The following is a 15,532-nucleotide window of genomic DNA, read 5'->3' as shown; positions in this document are numbered from 1 at the left end:
CCGCCGCAGAGACGACCGTCTCTGCGGTTCGAACGGTAGGCGACGGTGTGGCCGAATTCGACCACGAGAATTGATGAGCAGTGCTAAGTAGAACCTTCGAACTGCGCTGACTCTGGTGCGCGATACTGGGATTGAAGTAGGCGATCTCGGGGTTTTCGGTTTTATATCGTGACCAGCGCAAATTAGCTTCTGAGCTGGCAACACTTTGCACAGTATCGCGTGCATTAAGCGGAAGCAAGCGGAACATAATGTATGTTCGTATGGCACGTATTTGGCACGAGAAACGCGATACTGGGTGATCAATGGAAATGTCCAAGAAGCGCTCGTTCGGTAACATTCGCGCGCTGCCGTCCGGCTGATGCCAGGTCCGCTTCACCGACCCCGACGGTAACTACATCACTGCGCCGAAGACCTTCGCCGCAGTGATCGATGCTGAAGCCTGGCTGACCGACCGTCGTCGCGAGATCGACGCGAAACTGTGGAACCCGGCCGTAGTTGCCAAGCCCGACAGCATCACGTTCAGTGCTTACGCGAGCGCGTGGCTTGCGGGCCGTCAAGTTGCCGGGCGGCCGATCAAGCAGCGGACGCGTGAGCCTTACCAGGACATCCTTTATGGCCATCTGTCAGGGGCCTTCGGTAACCGGCAGCTTCGCTCGATCAAGCCCAAAGATGTTCGCGAATGGTACGCGGCCACACTGACAGACCGGCCGACAATGCGCAGCCACGCCTACAGCCTGCTGCGGACCATTCTCGGAAGCGCGGTCAACGATGAGCTGATCGAGGCCAACCCCTGCCGGATTGTTGGGGCCGGGCGCGCCAAGCGTGTGCACAAGATACGGCCCGCCAGCGTGGAGGAACTCGCGGTGCTCACCAACGCCATGCCCGAGCGGCTGCGGCTGATGGTCACGCTGGCGTCATGGTGTGCGCTGAGGTTCGGCGAGACCGTCGAGCTGCGCCGCGGCGACGTCGACCTGTCTCAGGAAGTGATTCGCATCGAACGAGCGGCGGTGCGCACCAACGGCGGTACTTTCGAGGTGACCACACCAAAATCTGAAGCCAGCGTGCGCGACGTGGCCATCCCGCCGCACATTATTCCGCAGATTGAAGATCACCTATCGAGATACGTTGGCAACAAGCGTGATTTGCTACTGTTTCCGGCACAGCACGGTGGCCACCTGGCGCCGGCCACGCTGTCTCGACACTGGTACAGGGCGCGCAAGGCGGCCAAGCGGGACGATCTCCGCTGGCACGATCTGCGGCACTCTGGTGCTGTGCTCGCCGCCGCCACTGGCGCCAGCCTGGCCGAACTCATGGCCCGGCTTGGGCACTCGACTCCGCAGGCGGCGATGCGCTACCAGCACGCCGCCCAGGGGAGGGACCGCGAAATCGCAGCGCTGCTGTCTAAACTGGCGAGCGATGGAGGAATGTGATGGGCGACGAGATCGCGGGGTATTTCCCGTGGCACGCGGACTGGTGGCGTGCTCATGCGAGCATGCCACCGACGCTCATTCTTCGGTGCGGAATTGGCGGTTGTGGGAACCGGGTCGGCGAGGTGAAGACAGACGGTGACGACGTTGTTGTCCTGATCTACCACAGGTTTGGTGACCGCACCGTCCCATTTACGCCCCGCGTCACCGAGGAGAGCCTAGGGTTTTCACCCGGGACCGTGCTGCGAGAAGCCAACACTGGCGAGACTCTCACGGAGCGGCAAGACCGAAAGTTCGAAGAACTGGACGCCGAAACTATCCGCTACGTTGACGTCAACACGCGAGTGGCCAAGCGCTACAACGCTAAACCTGTCGCTATGCCGATCGAAGTTCTCGGGCATATCGTCTGCCCAGACTCACGTCACGGCATCGTTGATCTGCCTGACCCCGACAGCACGATTGCTGACATCCGCAAACTGCTCACCAGTCCGATGGTCGGACACGCTAGCAAGCGACCGTACGTGATATTCCGCGATAATCCCGTAGAGTAACTTCTGAAGCCCCGCGGTGTGCGGAAGCCCGGATCGTGAGACTGGGATTAGGTGTAGGCAGCCGAAACAGCCGAAGGAAGGCTAGTTTCGTTGTTCCTGATTCAATCCGTCCCCGGTATGTCTCAATCCTGCAAGCCGCTGAGTATCTCGGCGTAACCACTCGCTGTATCCGCGCAATGATCGCGGATGGTCGCCTTGTGGGATACAGATCCGGTCGCCGACTTGTCCGGCTGCGGGTCGACGAAATCGACGCCGCCATGAAGCCTTTCGGCGGTGCTGCGTGAGCGGGCCCCCAACTGAAGACGGGGCCCCGGAGGGCCCCGCCGGAAGTCGTGGCCGCCTAACCACACCAACCGATTCCGAGAATACCGCGCGAGACCGACGGTGCGTATTCGACGCGCTCGCGGGTATGCGCCGGCGACGCGAGACCGCTCATCGCTCTATCCCGTTGGACTGCGGATGCAGAGATCCCTGGCCCTGTCGTTGTACGCAGCCGCCGTTGACCGAGCGCATGGTCGATGGCTACCGGGACGCGGCATTGCACGTGTTGCGCACTGGCTGTATCCCCCTGCTGCCAATCGAAGCCCGCCGGGCCTTGTGGCGGCGCGGTGGTGCCGATCGGGTGCTCGCCGAACTTCTTCACGACGCTTGCGGCGGCGAGGTCGCGTAATGGAGCCCGCCGAGATCTTGGCCGCCTACGACGGGGCCTTTGACGGTGATCCCGGTCCGTCGGAGCCAGCCGGCGTTGAGGGCGTGAGTCTGGCTCGCGCCCCCGCTAACGGTCACCATGTTGTCGGTGCCGACAAAATGCCTGCGCACAAGCGCTATCCAACGCTGGACTGGCACAAGCTGTTCGAAGGCGCTCCTGATGACATTGCCTGGTTGGTGCCTGACTTCATCGCTCGCGGACAGTCGTACTCGCTAGTCTCGCCCGCGAAGGCGGGCAAGTCGCTGCTCGCGTTGGATGTTGCCGCGGCGATCGCGGCCGGGCGCTCCGCACTGGGCAGTCCCCGTCAAGCGCCAGTGCGAGTGCTCTACGTCGATCATGAGAACAGTCGCGATGACCTCGTTGAGCGGTTGCGAGACATGGGTTATCGGCCCGAGGATCTGAGTGGATTACGTTACCTGTCGTTCCCGACGATGCCACCGCTCGACTGGCCCGCCGGCGGCGCCGACATTGTCGACGTGGCCGAACATCACGGAGCAGATCTGGTCATCATCGACACAATCGCGCGCGTGGTCGCGGGCGAGGAAAACAGCGCCGACACCTACCGTGCTCTCTACCGGCACACACTGGCGCCGCTGAAGGCCAAGGGACGTGCCGTAGTCCGGCTCGATCATCGGGGCAAGGACCGAACCGCGGGTGCCCGCGGTTCGTCGGCCAAGAACGACGACGTGGATGTGGTGTGGCAGCTCAGCCAGCAGCCGATGCCTGATGGCGAGGCGAGCGTGAGACTCTGCCTTGAGCGTCAACGCGGCAGTGCGCACCCCGACGAGATCTACCTACATCGACGGGTCAGCCCACACCTGCGTCACGTTGCTATCACGCCGAAACTCACGTTCTCCGAGCGCGAGCGAATCGGCCAGTGTATCGAGGCAATGAAGGACCTGCACCTGCCGATCGAGACGGGCGCGCGCAAGGCGCGCCTTGCTCTGAGAGAGCGCGAATACAAGTTCGGCAACACGATCATTGCCGCTGCCGTGAAGGCCCGGAAGACCGCTGAAATGTGTCCCGAAGTCGACCGGGACACGTACCAGGAGGTGTTCGGTGAATGAGTGTCCGCAGCCCATTCTGTTGGCGCCAACAAAATGGCAGGTCAGACGTATCCCCGATGCCATTGGGACACATCGGGACACGTGCCGGCTGTGGCCTGACCCCGATCGGTTGATCCACGGCTTGTGAGAGTCTTGTGGCCCACGTTGTGGGCAGGAAGGCTCGACAAGATCATGGCGACGAGGAAACGGCACAGTCCGGAGCAGATTGTGCGCAAGCTGATGACCGCGGACGGGCTGTTGGCCGAGTGCAAGGACACCGCGGCGGTCTGCCGCGAGCTGGGGGTCTCTGAGGCTACCTACCACCGGTGGCGCAACCAGTTCGGCGGCCTGAAGGCCGAGGACGCTAAACGGCTCAAGGACCTCGAACGCGAGAACGCCGCACTCAAAAGGTTGTTGGCCGATGCCGAGTTGGAGAAGGACGCGCTGTGGGAGATCGCCCGGGGAAACTTTTAGGCCCGGAGCGCCGGCGGGCGGCCGTTCGTCATCTCCAGCGCGTGCTGGGGGTCAGCGAGCGGTTTGCCTGCCGCGTCACCGGACAGCACCGCGCCACCCAACGCCACGAACCGGTTGCGGGCACGCCGGCCGATCCGGACGCCGCTCTGAGGGAGTGGCTACGCGACTACGCCAACAAGCATCCTCGTCGCGGGTTCCGACCGGCCTACCACGATGCCCGCGGCGAAGGCTGGGAAGTGAACCATAAGAAGGTGCAACGGCTTTGGCGTGAGGAAGGACTGCGGGTCCCGCAGCGTCGCAAGTGCAAACGGCACGGCACCTCCACCGCCCCGCCAGAGGTAGTCGCCGATGCACCCGATCGGGTGTGGGCGGTGGACTTCCAGTTCGACGTGACCACCGATGGGCGGCCGATCAAGATCGTGTCGATCATCGACGAGCACACCCGCCAATGCCTCGGCGGTATGGTCGAGCGCAGCATCACCGGTGATCACCTCACCGAGGAGTTGGGCCGCATAGCCGCCGGGCGCGGGGCCTTACCCGCGGTGCTGCGGTGTGACAACGGACCCGAATTGGCTTGCAGCGCAATGGCAGACTGGGCCGAGGGCCAGGTCGGACTCCACTTCATCCCGCCCGGCGAGCCATGGCGCAACGGCTATGTTGAGTCGTTCAACTCCCGCATCCGCGACGAGTGCCTCAACATCAATAGCTTCTGGTCGCTGGCCCAGGCCCGTGTCGTCATCGGCGACTGGAAGCACGAGTACAACCATCATCGGCGGCATTCATCGCCGTGATGCATCAAGTCAAGATGCCTGCGAAACCTGGTTCATGCATCAGGTAAGGAATGCCCGCGAAATCGGGGTCAGGTGGTGGTCTTGCTTTTGATGCGGATGCCGGCTTTGAGGGCGGGTAGAGCGGCGGGTATGGCGGCGAGGTAGAGCTGTTCGGTCTTGTCTTTGGCGAGTCTGAGCAGGGCGGCTTGCAGGTCGGCGTTCTGGTGGGCGATCGCGGCGGGGTTGAGGCTGTCGCGGTAGGTGAGCAGCTCTGTTTGTTGGGCCGCTGAGAGGACTCCGGCGGCCAGCAGCCGGTCCAGGGGGTCTGGGGCTTGTCGTAGAGCCGGCGGCGGTGACCGTCGCGGCTGCAGCCGTAGCCGATGGGTTTGATGGTGGGGGTCAGGTAGTTGAGCCGGTCGTTGACCAGGTGCCACAGCCGGTTGAGCACGGCGCGTTCTTCGTCGGTGTCGTAGCGGTAGTAGAACCCGTAGCGACGCACGAGGTGGTTGTTTTTAGACTCGATGGTGGCCTGGTCGTTCTTCTTGTAGGGCCGTGAGCGGGTGAAGAAGATCTCCATGTCCGCGGCCCACTTGATGACCGCCTTATTGAGGAATTCGGTGCCGTTGTCGAAGTCCAAACCCGTTACCTTATAGGGGATTTTAGTAATTCCGGTTTTGAGGGCGCCCAGGATGTGGGGGTGGGCGTTGTTGCGCACCGTGCGGGTGAACACCCAGCCGATGTGCATGTCGGTGAGGTTGACCGTGCGGGCGAACTCACCTTTCAGTGTCGGGCCGCAGTGCGCCACGGTGTCGCCTTCGAAGAACCCCGGAGATTCTTCGGCCTCATCGCCTGCTTTGCAGATGGTGATCGAGGACCGCAGCAGCGGGAGGGTTTCGTCGTCGACACACCCGAGATCTGGTCGCGGGCCTTGGCGCCGCGCAGGTAGCGGTCGATCGTGGCGCTGCTCATCGCCAACAGCTCGGCACGCACCGCCGGGCCGTAACGGTCACGGCCGTCCACCAGTTCGCCGTGGCGTTCTAGAGCATCCAACTGAAGTGCCATGGAAGCGGCCAGGTACCGGCCGCACTGCCCGCCTGAGGCCGCCCACACCTTCTGCAACACCTTGAGCGCATCCTAGAGTACTTCGGATTGCGTTGCCGGCGAGTCCGTTTGGCGACCTGCCGACCCGCTCCCGGCGGCGCGGCCGCCGCCCTCAACCGCCGCCGGGCGTTGTCACGCGACCAGCCGGTGACCGCCACCACCTGATCCAGAATCTGCCCCTTGTCCGCCTTCGGCGCCTCCACATACCCCCTGGCGAACTTCGCGGTGATCTCGGCCCGAGACGACATCGACAGCCCACTTCCCATGCCTGCTGAGGATCGACCGTTTCGCGGGCATTTTTACGTGATCCACCGAGGGCGCTTCACGGGCATTTTCGTGATGCTTGCCGATCGCTGGGCTACCTACCGCCTGCCCGCTATGCTTCCGCCTGTACCCACCGATGAATGACTCTCGTTCGCCGCGGACCAGTTCACGGGGTCAGGCCACGCTGATGTTGCCCCGGGCCGGCGCCGGATCGCGGAGTTGGAGCGGCCGAAAGCTGTGGAGCGGCAACGCGAGGGCCGTCAACTCGGGGCGCGGGTAACCAACGACAGCGCTTTACTCCCCATGGGGAGTAAAGCGACCTCCGAGCGAAATGCTCACCAAACCGATGCTGCCGTCGGTGAAGCGCTCGGTGTCTCCCGCGGCCACTACCAGCGTATCAAGCGGATAGACGACGCAAAAAGCGCCAGCCCTACCCCCCCCCTGTCTGCTCAGGGCGAAAATATTGGAGCGTTTACAAAGCGTCACAAAGCTCTCAGTCGAGTTTCCGCGGGAAGGAAAGTGGACTCTCCTTCCGCCCCGCGGCGTCCTGTGAGCCTCGCAACTTCATCCCGGCTGAGTCCTCCGCGATTCAAGAGCGTTTGACCGATGTTGCGGGCCAGCTCAGGTGATTCGGGGGCGATTTCCTCTGATCCGGGTTCGATTCGCTTCCAACCGCGCGCATTCAGCATCCGGTAGAAACTTGTCCGCTCGACGCTGGATAGTTTGCCCATCCTGTATGCATGCTCAACGATTGCCTGCATCGAGACGCCCCACACCTTCTTGAGTGCAAGTAGCCGCGCGGGCTTGAGATTCCGAAGGTCTGGCCCTATTACATGACTAGGCATCAGGAACTCAGCGGCGAAGTCATTGGCCTGCGCCTCGACGTCCGAATCGATGTAGTTGGAATGAAGCACAATGTGGCCGAGCTCGTGAGCCAGGGTCCAGCGTTTGCGGTCTGGCGGCAGGTCAGCGTTTAGCAAGACCACCGGGTACTCGCTCGCCCATTGCGACAGGCCGTCGATTCGTCGGGTACCGAGGTGTTCCTCAATCACTATTACGCCAGCGGACTCGATCCACCGCGTCAGGTTCCTCACCGGGCCGATCGGCATTCGCCACTGCGCTCGAAGCAATCGAGCAGCGGTCGCGGGCGGTGTTTCGTCCGGATCGAATGTCGCCACATGGTTCGTGGGATTCATTGGTACGCGGCGTATCAAGAATGCTGTTCGCATTCGGTAGAGGTTGAGTTTCGATTCGGCGGACTTCCAATCGGAGACCTTTGTCGTCTTTTGGCGACGCATGTGTGCGTCGGCCGCAATTGCTCCAGTCAGGCGGAAGGGGTGGGTGAGGAAGTCCGGTGAGACGTCGAGAACCTCGCTGATCCGGTCGATGATGTCGTCGTCGGGCTCGCGCAGGTCATTCTCGTAGCGTGACAGGGCAGCTTGGGTAATCCCCAGGCGGTCTGCGAGTTCTTCCTGCGTGAGTCCGGCGGCTCGGCGGGCGGTCAGAATAACGTCGCCGATCTGGTTCATGACCCGTCCGCAGCGTCCTCGTCGTCCTCTGTCGCAACATCACTGAGATCCAGCTGGGGCAGCTGAGGATCAATTGGCTCCCAGGTGATGTCGGTAGCCGACTCGCCGCCATGGGAATTTAGCGTGACTGACCAGATTGGTTTGTCCTTGCCGTCGCGGAAAGACAAGATCGCATCGCCGATCTCGCCAAGTTCAGGTTGCCAGATGTAGCCCATCGCAAGTGTCCACACTTCGAGGCCGGGGAGTGTGGGCGTGGCGCGATTGGCCCAAAATGCCAAGGCGCCCTTGGTCGGGAAACTTTCAATCTTGAGCTTGCCGGTATGGCGCTTGAAGCGTACGACGTAGTTGGTACCAAAGTGGATCTGCCTGGTCGGTTCTCTGTCGACAACCGTGACTCCTGGGTGATCGTGCACCTGGCTCACCATGCTGTCCCAGACACGTTCGTGAATGAAGTTGGCCACGAACCGTTTCGAGAAGTTGACGAACCACTCTGGTTTGAAGCCCTCGAACTCGGAGAGGTCGACCCGTGCCACTTCGATGGACTTGATGAACGCCACAAGGAATTTGTCACCGAGGTCGTCGACGACCTGTTGCGGATCAAGGTATTGGGACATACCAGAAAATATACCGGCAAGCCCCGACAGAAATGCCCGTTTTGCACGTGTGGTGCCCTGTGCGGTGTGGCCCGCGCGCACAACCCAACGAATCGCTTGTCGCCTGCGAGCCCCGTTACTCCGGCAGCTTGAGCCGGTCAATCGCCTCGGCGCGCTTGGGGTCCGACACCTGCACGTAGATGGCGGTGGTGTTGAGGTTGGCGTGACGTAGCAGCGTCTGGGCGGTGCGCAGGTCGGCGCCATCACCAACCAGGTTGGTGCCGTACCAGTGGCGGATGCGGTGTGCGGTGCCGCCGGGAATGTCGGCGCGGTCCATCGCCTGACTGATGATCTGCGACACGGCGCGGTGCGTGATCGGCTGGCCGGGTCGGCGGGCGTTGCCGGGGAACCACCAGCCCTTGCGCGGCATTCGCTGTGTGGCCTCGCAAGCAGCGGGTGTAGAGGCAGCGTCGCGGTCACGTTGCCCTTGCCGGTCACCGTCAGTGTGCGTGCCACTGGGTCGACATCCTCCCCGCGAACCTTGGCGATCTCGTGGACGCGCAGACCGGCCAGTGCCGCCAACAGGATCATCACCCGGGTGCGGTGGTGCATGCGCAGCGAGAGCAGGTCGCGCAACTGCTGATCGGTGATCGGGCGAGGCATGCACTTCGGGGCTTTCGGCCGAGACAGCCGGGCGGTGATGTCCATGCCACCGTTGCGTCCCCACCACGTGTAGAAACAGGCGATGCCGCTGAAGTACGCGGTGCGGCTCGCCGGCTTGAGGGCCGGACGGGCCAGGAATCGGGATACGTCGATCGGCTGCATCTCGACAACGGTTTTGCCCGCGTTCCGTTCAAGGTGCTGCAAGGTGTTGAGCGCGTGGACCACGTAGCGGTCCGAACGTCCGGCCCCGCGCATCTCGATCTCCCAGGCTTCCAGCGGCGGCAGCCCACTATCGTTTCCGCCGGTGTCGGGTACCAGCCGTAGCGCGGCGCTCATATCGCACCGCCCATCGCGTCCAGCGCGTCGGCAGCCTCGACCAGCATGGCCGCCAGCTTGCGGGCCTGGGAGCTGCTGAACTTCGGTTCGTCGCCAAGGTAGGCCGAGATGTAACGGGTTACCGTGCCATCGCACTGCTGGTCGCCGTCGATGTCCACGGCCATACTCGGCTCGCGGGACTCGCGCCACACCAGCAAGCGAGAGTAGCCGTCACGCTTGAGGTTTTTCTCCCACTTCCCGACCCAGGTTGCGTCGGCCGGTACCGGAATGTCGGCGCACGCGATATCGACCAGGCGGCCCTCTATTTCGAGGCGCGCGCGATCGAGCAGCACGGCGGTTGGCATGGCCAAGTTTTCGAGGTGTTCGAAGGCGGCCCGCTCGTCGGCGCTGAGCTGGTCGGCAAGGTCACGCCAGGTGGTCGCGGTGTTGTCGTTGGTGGTGGGCATGCCGGTGGATCCTGTGTAGGTAGCCCGAAGGTCGCCCAGTTCTACTTTGGCACGTATCTGGCACGTCGCCTCATGCGAGGCTCAAAAACTGCCTCTGAGCTGCGCAAACGCTGGTGCGCGATACTGGGATTGAACCAGTGACCTCTTCCGTGTCAGGGAAGCGCTCTCCCGCTGAGCTAATCGCGCTGGGGGGATCAAATCTGGAGGTGGAGACGGGAATCGAACCCGTGTGCACGGCTTTGCAGGCCGTTGCCTCACCACTCGGCCACTCCACCGCTGGGGATTGATGCCACTTGCACCTTCGAGCGGATGACGGGATTCGAACCCGCGACCCTCACCTTGGCAAGGTGATGCGCTACCAACTGCGCTACATCCGCGCGCAACGGGCGAGATCGTCGTCCGGTGCGAAGCAAGACATTAGTCCACTTGAGCGGACGGGCACAAATCGCGAGGTCCTTTGGGGCGCTTTGGTGGTCGCCGGCTCAGACGGCGCGTTCATTGACGCCGTGGATCGTGCTAGTCTTCCTCCTCGTTGCCGTTCGGCGCCGGTCCCGTGGCTCAGTGGGAGAGCGTCCGCTTCACACGCGGAAGGTCGCTGGTTCGATCCCAGCCGGGACCACAAGGTTTGTTTATGGGTTTTCTTCACCCATGCCCGATGCGAACTTGCAGTCAAGCACCGGCTTAGGCGCCGCGAGCGGTCGTCGGGCAGCGGTCGGTGGTGGTTACCCGGTTGCCCCGTCTGCGCCGAACAGCACTCCGCCTTTGCCTGCGGCGCCAGCGGTCCCGTCGGTCCCGCCGGGGGCGGCGGTGCCGCCCGCTCCGCCGTTGCCGCCGTTGCCGATCAGCTGGGCCCTGCCGCCGTCGCCGCCGTCCCCGCCCATGCCTGGCCCACCGCCACCGTGCGCGCCCGTGCCACCGGCTCCGCCGTTGCCGTACAGGAACCCACCGGTTCCGCCACCAGCACCGTCGCCGCCGTCGCCGCCCGCGCCGAGGGTGGTGTCGACGCCCTCCCCGCCGTCCCCGCCCTGCGCGCCGGCGCCGCCCTGCCCGCCGGCGCCCCACAGCCCGGCGCTGCCGCCCACGCCGCCGCTGCCACCGCGACCACCGGCTACCCCGCTCTCCGCGATGTCAACGCTGCCGCCCATGCCGCCGGTGCCGCCGGCGCCGCCATCGCCGTAGAGCTGGCCGCCGTGCCCGCCGGCACCGCCGGCCCCACCCGCTCCAGCCGACAAGGCGAAGTCGTCGCCGCCGCCCTGCCCGCCGTTGCCGCCGGCGCCGCCCTGGCCGAACAGCCCCGCGGCTCCACCGATGCCACCGTTGCCGCCCTGACCGCTGGGCGCACCGAGGCTGCCGCTGGCGCCGATTCCGCCGATTCCGCCGGCTCCGCCGTTACCGACCAGCCAGCCGCCGCTTCCCCCGGACCCGCCGGCGCCGCCGGGTGCGCCGATCCCTGCGGGGGGCAGGCCACTCGCGCTGTAGCCGGCGCCGCCGGCGCCGCCATTGCCGAATAGCCGGGCCGCACCGCCGCTGCCGCCGCTACCGCCGGCGCCACCCGCCGCGCCGCTGTCGGGCCCATCCAGCCCGCTGCCACCGGTGCCGCCGATTCCGCCGGCCCCGCCGTTGCCGTATAGCCAGCCCCCGGTTCCGCCAACCCCGCCGCTGCCGCCGGTCGCGCCGGTCGCGCGGGTCTGGGCGGCCGGGCCGTAGCCGGCGCCGCCGGCCCCGCCGGTGCCGATGAGTCCGGCCGATCCGCCGCTGCCGCCGGTGGGATGCGCGGCGGTCCCGACGCCACCCGCCCCGCCGTTGCCCCACAGAAGTCCGCCGTCGCCGCCGTTCTGCCCGGGCGCGCCCGCGGTGCCGTCACCGATCAGGGGCCGCCCCAACAGGGCTTGGGTGGGCGCGTTGATCACCCCGAGCAGTTGTTGTTCGACAGCTTGCAGCGGGTTGGCGCTGGCCGCCTCGGCGGCCGCATAGGAGGCCCCGGCGCTGTTGAGGGCCGTGACGAACTGCTGGTGGAACCCGGCCATCTGGGTGCTCAGGGTCTGGTAGTCCAGGGCGTGGCCGGAAAACAGTGCGGCCACCGCCGCGGAGATTTCGTCGGCGCCGGCGGCCAGCACGCCGGTGATCGGGGCCGCAGCGGCGCCGTTGGCGCTCTGCAGTGCAGTGCCGATGCCGGCCAGGTCCGTGGCTGCGCCCGCCAGCATTTCCGGGGCCGCGATCACATACGACATCGGTGTCCTCCCAGCCCCTGGCCGTGTCAGAGGGGCACTGTTTCGTTGGCGAATAGTCGCAGCCGTCAATACTAGGCAAGACCATTCGCGAATTCAGGGTTTTGGCGGTTTCTGCAGAGTATTTAACCGCCATTTGATGAGCCGGTACATTGCCGCAATTCGTGACCGTCACGAACGGAAATTCCTATTGTGGAATGCCATTCCAATTATTCGGATGCAAAATTTGCTAGCTGCGACTCCGCTCGGGTGCGATTGATCTATCTGCCTGCTTGGCGGCGCGTCGGCAGCGTCTCGGTGCGTCAGGTGTTTGTTTGCTGATCAGCTAGGGTTCGTGTGCGATCACAAGCGCTGCGTGTCGACGTCTGCTGTTGCTGAGTTAACGGCTAAAAGCCTTGCGGGCCAGGGGGATAACGCCATGGTCAATGGCATGCCGATTCGGCAAAAAAAATCCCGCTCTATCCCGGCCCCGGACCGCCCGGTAGGCGCGCCGCGGCACCTGGCTACCCCTGGGGCACGGCAAGGCCGCGGCAGCGGAACCGGTCAGGCCGCGAAGTACCCGCTGACCCCGACGGTAAAAGTCGGGCAGTCGGCGCCGAAGAGGTCCACGGTGAAGGTCACCTGTTTGCCGGCGGCGACGAAATCATCCGGCTCAGCAAATGCGTCTGCCTCGCTAAGCAAATTGTTGCCGTCAAAGCAGTAGGCCGCGACGGAGAATGAGCCCTCGACGGATTTCCCGGTGTTGTTGATGGCCGCTCCGACGATGGAATACGGCGTCATGTTGGCCTCGGTGGCCTTGAGCAGTGCCGTGCCGGACAGGTCCGCATCGGCGGTGGTGCTGTTCACCGAGAACTCGTACTTGGCATCCGGGGGTGGAGGTGGCGTCCTGTCGTCGAAGTAGATGAACGCAAGGCCCACCTCACCGGACTTCACCCGCGCGGGGATCGTGCCCTGGCTGCTGCCGGTCTTGATGACGGTGCCCTCACTGCGGACCAGCCCCGTCCAGTCGATGAATGAGATCGTCTCGCTCGTGTTGTTGCGGAAGGCAAACGGGAGCTTGGCCGATCCGCCCTCATGCACGGTCAGCGGACCGACTTGAACGACGGACATCTTGTTCGGCTCGCCCTCGGGGAAGCTGGGGTGCGCCGAACCGGCAAGCAGGCCGCCGGCGTTGAAGGGCAACGGTTCGGCGCTCAATTCTGGCGCAGTGGTGGTTTCCGGCGCTGACGACGAGCCATGAGCCGCGGGGTGGCCCGCCCGTCCGGACCCGCCACAGGCGACGAGGAACAACGACAGGAAGCTGGGAATGGCGACCCGCAGTATTTGCCCCGGCCCGGGAGTGGTACCGGCCTCACGCATATGGATCGCCGGCGGGCTGGCTCGTGAGCTGGCTCATTTGACAGGTCTCCTCGGCGGGCGATTTCGCACCGGCAGTAACGATCCCGACAAAACCTAGCAAACCTCGCCTCGGAAGAGGCCGAAATGGCTATCCCCGGCAAATCTGTGCGGTATCGGGATGCTCGTTGAGCAACTCGGCGATCAGGGCTCGCACTCGTTCGCCGATGTCGTCCCGGATCGGCCGCACGACGTCGAGGGGCTGGCCGGCCGGGTCGGCCAGCTTCCAGTCGCGGTAGCTGACGCCGGGGAAGTACGGGCAGGCGTCGCCGCAGCCCATGGTGATGACGACGTCGCTGGTCTGTACCCACGCCCCGGTGAGCACCTCGGGTGTGTTGGCGGTGATGTCGATGCCCAGTTCGGCCATCGCTGCTACCGCGACGGGATTGATGCGGTCAGCGGGCTCGGTACCGGCCGAGCGAACCTCGATGCGATCGCCGGCGAGGTGGCGCAGCCATCCGGCGGCCATCTGCGAACGTCCGGCGTTGTGTACGCAGACGAACAAGACGCTGGGCTTGATCATGTCGTGCTTGCGCCGGTGGGGGCCGGACCGTGGTAGCGGTTGCGCAGCGCCAGGGACACATAGACCAGTCCCACCAGAACCGGCACTTCTATCAGCGGGACGACGACTCCGGCCAACGCCTGACCCGAGGTTGCGCCGTAGGTGGCGATGGCCACGGCGATGGCCAGTTCGAAGTTGTTGCCCGCGGCGGTGAATGCCATGTTCGTGGTGCGTTCGTAGCCCAGGTGCAGCGCCGCGCCCAGCAGGTAGCCGCCGCCCCACATGACGGCGAAGTAGACCAGTAGCGGCAGCGCGATGCGCGCGACATCCTGGGGGCGATTGGTGATCTGATCGCCTTGCAGCGCAAACAGGATCACGATGGTGAACAGCAGGCCATAGAGCGCCCACGGCCCGACCTTGGGCAGAAACCGGGATTCATACCAGTCCCGGCCTTTCGCCCGCTCGCCCAACCGCCGGGACAGGTATCCGGCCAGCAGCGGGATACCAAGGAAGATCAGCACCGATTTGGCGATCTGCCACGGCGAGGTGGAGATGGTGGTCTGCGTCAGATGCAGCCAACCCGGAAGCACTGACAGGTAGAACCAGCCCAGCACCGCGAACATCGCCACCTGGAAAATCGAGTTCAGCGCGACCAGCACCGCGGCCGCCTCGCGATCCCCGCGGGCCAGGTCGTTCCAGATGATCACCATGGCGATGCAGCGCGCCAGTCCGACGATGATCAGGCCGGTTCGGTACTCCGGCAGATCCGGCAGCAGCAGCCAGGCCAGTGCGAACATCAGCGCCGGGCCGGCCACCCAATTCAGCAGCAGGGAACTGATCAACAGCTTGCGATCACCGGTGACGCTATCGAGGCGGTCGTAGCGCACCTTGGCCAGTACCGGATACATCATGATCAGCAGGCCCAGGGCGATCGGGAGCGAGATCCCGTCGACCTGAACCCTTTCCAATGCCGTGTTCAGGCCTGGAATCCAGCGCCCGAGTAGCAACCCGGCGGCCATCGCCAACCCGATCCACACCGGCAAGAACCGGTCCAGGGTGGAAAGCTTGCCCACCACCGCGGGCGCGGGCTGGTGGTCGATGGTGCCGGTCATGCCGATGTCTCCAGCTTGGTTGCGCTGTCCGCGTGAACGCTCAACAGCCGCGACAGCGCGTTGAGTGCTTCCGGGACCACGGCGTAGTACACCCACGAGGCGCGCCGTTGTGAGGTGAGCAAACCCGCGTCCCGCAGCACCTTGAGATGGTGGGAAATCGTGGGCTGGCCCACCTCTACTCCGGCGGAGATGTCACAGACGCAGGCTTCGCCTCCGGCATGACTTGCTACCGAGCTCAGCAGCTGCAACCGCACCGGATCGGCCAATGCTTTGAATCGGGCCGCCATTTCGACCGCTGCGCTGGCCTCGAGCGGCTCACGCAGCAGCGGCGCTGCCACGCAGCACGGCGTATCCATTTCGACATGATTCGACATACATCGATATTG

At 64.6% G+C, this 15,532-nt stretch carries 16 protein-coding genes, 4 tRNA genes and 2 pseudogenes; 8 read left to right on the top strand and 14 right to left on the bottom strand.

The window, feature by feature from the left end; all coding sequences use genetic code 11:
* Nucleotides 1-302 precede the first annotated feature (302 nt).
* The 6 genes and pseudogenes from G6N41_RS22925 (at nucleotide 303) to G6N41_RS22900 (ending at nucleotide 4,998) form a co-directional block, all read left to right on the top strand.
* Nucleotides 303-1,430, top strand: a pseudogene (locus G6N41_RS22925) (tyrosine-type recombinase/integrase).
* Complete coding sequence (locus G6N41_RS22920) at nucleotides 1,430-1,978, top strand: hypothetical protein (protein WP_198965744.1); 549 nt, start codon at nucleotides 1,430-1,432, stop codon at nucleotides 1,976-1,978. Before G6N41_RS22925 ends, G6N41_RS22920 begins: the two are co-directional and overlap by 1 nt.
* Before the next feature lie 104 nt (nucleotides 1,979-2,082).
* A complete protein-coding gene (locus G6N41_RS22915) occupies nucleotides 2,083-2,262 on the top strand; it encodes an excisionase family DNA-binding protein (RefSeq protein ID WP_198967981.1) in 180 nt (59 codons plus the stop codon).
* Nucleotides 2,263-2,477: 215 nt separating this feature from the next.
* Nucleotides 2,478-2,648, top strand: coding sequence for a hypothetical protein (locus G6N41_RS22910; RefSeq protein ID WP_231608680.1), 171 nt, complete (start codon nucleotides 2,478-2,480; stop codon nucleotides 2,646-2,648).
* The gene (locus tag G6N41_RS22905) at nucleotides 2,648-3,754 is read left to right on the top strand and encodes an AAA family ATPase (RefSeq protein ID WP_198965743.1); all 1,107 of its coding nucleotides are present in this window, start codon (nucleotides 2,648-2,650) and stop codon (nucleotides 3,752-3,754) included. Before G6N41_RS22910 ends, G6N41_RS22905 begins: the two co-directional genes overlap by 1 nt.
* Before the next feature lie 171 nt (nucleotides 3,755-3,925).
* A protein-coding gene (locus tag G6N41_RS22900; protein ID WP_198967980.1) for an IS3-like element ISMyma1 family transposase occupies nucleotides 3,926-4,998 on the top strand; the annotation gives its coding sequence in 2 pieces (ribosomal slippage) (nucleotides 3,926-4,193 and nucleotides 4,193-4,998; 1,074 coding nt in all).
* A gap of 4 nt (nucleotides 4,999-5,002) precedes the next feature.
* Here G6N41_RS22900 and G6N41_RS29155 read toward each other — a convergent pair.
* From G6N41_RS29155 to G6N41_RS29140, 6 genes are all read right to left on the bottom strand, one after another.
* Nucleotides 5,003-5,782, bottom strand: a complete 780-nt coding sequence (locus G6N41_RS29155) for a hypothetical protein (protein WP_231608679.1) — start codon at nucleotides 5,780-5,782, stop codon at nucleotides 5,003-5,005.
* On the bottom strand, nucleotides 5,758-6,039 hold the full coding sequence (locus G6N41_RS29150; protein ID WP_198965176.1) for a hypothetical protein: 282 nt from the start codon (nucleotides 6,037-6,039) through the stop codon (nucleotides 5,758-5,760). The genes G6N41_RS29155 and G6N41_RS29150 overlap by 25 nt, the downstream gene beginning before the upstream one ends.
* Nucleotides 6,015-6,326 carry a hypothetical protein gene (locus tag G6N41_RS29145; protein WP_231608678.1) on the bottom strand — a complete coding sequence of 104 codons (312 nt, stop codon included), beginning with the start codon at nucleotides 6,324-6,326 and terminating at the stop codon, nucleotides 6,015-6,017. The genes G6N41_RS29150 and G6N41_RS29145 overlap by 25 nt, the downstream gene beginning before the upstream one ends.
* Before the next feature lie 498 nt (nucleotides 6,327-6,824).
* Nucleotides 6,825-7,871, bottom strand: a complete 1,047-nt coding sequence (locus G6N41_RS22890; RefSeq protein WP_198965742.1) for a helix-turn-helix domain-containing protein — start codon at nucleotides 7,869-7,871, stop codon at nucleotides 6,825-6,827.
* A complete protein-coding gene (locus G6N41_RS22885; protein WP_198965741.1) occupies nucleotides 7,868-8,566 on the bottom strand; it encodes a hypothetical protein in 699 nt (232 codons plus the stop codon). Before G6N41_RS22885 ends, G6N41_RS22890 begins: the two co-directional genes overlap by 4 nt.
* Before the next feature lie 34 nt (nucleotides 8,567-8,600).
* The gene (locus G6N41_RS29140; RefSeq protein WP_231608677.1) at nucleotides 8,601-8,894 is read right to left on the bottom strand and encodes a tyrosine-type recombinase/integrase; all 294 of its coding nucleotides are present in this window, start codon (nucleotides 8,892-8,894) and stop codon (nucleotides 8,601-8,603) included.
* 122 nt (nucleotides 8,895-9,016) lie between these two features.
* Between G6N41_RS29140 and G6N41_RS22875 the strand changes: the two genes are divergently transcribed.
* Nucleotides 9,017-9,451 carry a hypothetical protein gene (locus tag G6N41_RS22875; protein ID WP_198968077.1) on the top strand — a complete coding sequence of 145 codons (435 nt, stop codon included), beginning with the start codon at nucleotides 9,017-9,019 and terminating at the stop codon, nucleotides 9,449-9,451.
* Between the two features lie 8 nt (nucleotides 9,452-9,459).
* Here the strand turns inward: G6N41_RS22875 and G6N41_RS22870 are convergent, their stop codons facing one another.
* From G6N41_RS22870 to G6N41_RS22855, 4 genes are all read right to left on the bottom strand, one after another.
* Nucleotides 9,460-9,909, bottom strand: a complete 450-nt coding sequence (locus tag G6N41_RS22870; RefSeq protein WP_198965740.1) for a hypothetical protein — start codon at nucleotides 9,907-9,909, stop codon at nucleotides 9,460-9,462.
* Nucleotides 9,910-10,020: 111 nt separating this feature from the next.
* Nucleotides 10,021-10,095 (bottom strand) — tRNA-Val (locus G6N41_RS22865).
* Between the two features lie 15 nt (nucleotides 10,096-10,110).
* Nucleotides 10,111-10,184: transfer RNA gene (locus tag G6N41_RS22860), tRNA-Cys, on the bottom strand.
* A gap of 29 nt (nucleotides 10,185-10,213) precedes the next feature.
* Nucleotides 10,214-10,286 (bottom strand) — tRNA-Gly (locus G6N41_RS22855).
* Nucleotides 10,287-10,456: 170 nt separating this feature from the next.
* Here G6N41_RS22855 and G6N41_RS22850 point away from each other — a divergent pair.
* Nucleotides 10,457-10,528, top strand: a tRNA-Val gene (locus tag G6N41_RS22850).
* Between the two features lie 103 nt (nucleotides 10,529-10,631).
* Here the strand turns inward: G6N41_RS22850 and G6N41_RS22845 are convergent.
* The 4 genes and pseudogenes from G6N41_RS22845 to G6N41_RS22825 form a co-directional block, all read right to left on the bottom strand.
* A complete protein-coding gene (locus G6N41_RS22845) occupies nucleotides 10,632-12,140 on the bottom strand; it encodes a PE family protein (protein WP_198965739.1) in 1,509 nt (502 codons plus the stop codon).
* Nucleotides 12,141-12,680: 540 nt separating this feature from the next.
* Nucleotides 12,681-13,334 (bottom strand): hypothetical protein, encoded by a 654-nt coding sequence (locus G6N41_RS22840; protein ID WP_231608676.1) that lies wholly within the window; start codon nucleotides 13,332-13,334, stop codon nucleotides 12,681-12,683.
* A 289-nt stretch (nucleotides 13,335-13,623) separates the two neighbouring features.
* A pseudogene (gene arsB / locus G6N41_RS22830) lies at nucleotides 13,624-15,146 on the bottom strand (ACR3 family arsenite efflux transporter).
* Nucleotides 15,143-15,520 carry an ArsR/SmtB family transcription factor gene (locus tag G6N41_RS22825; protein ID WP_198965736.1) on the bottom strand — a complete coding sequence of 126 codons (378 nt, stop codon included), beginning with the start codon at nucleotides 15,518-15,520 and terminating at the stop codon, nucleotides 15,143-15,145. Before G6N41_RS22825 ends, arsB begins: the two are co-directional and overlap by 4 nt.
* Nucleotides 15,521-15,532 lie beyond the last annotated feature (12 nt).

Origin of the sequence: Mycobacterium shottsii (assembly GCF_010728525.1) — a bacterium.
In the GTDB taxonomy this organism is placed as follows: Bacteria; Actinomycetota; Actinomycetes; order Mycobacteriales; family Mycobacteriaceae; genus Mycobacterium; species Mycobacterium marinum.
This window is presented reverse-complemented; position numbering and strand designations above follow the sequence as displayed.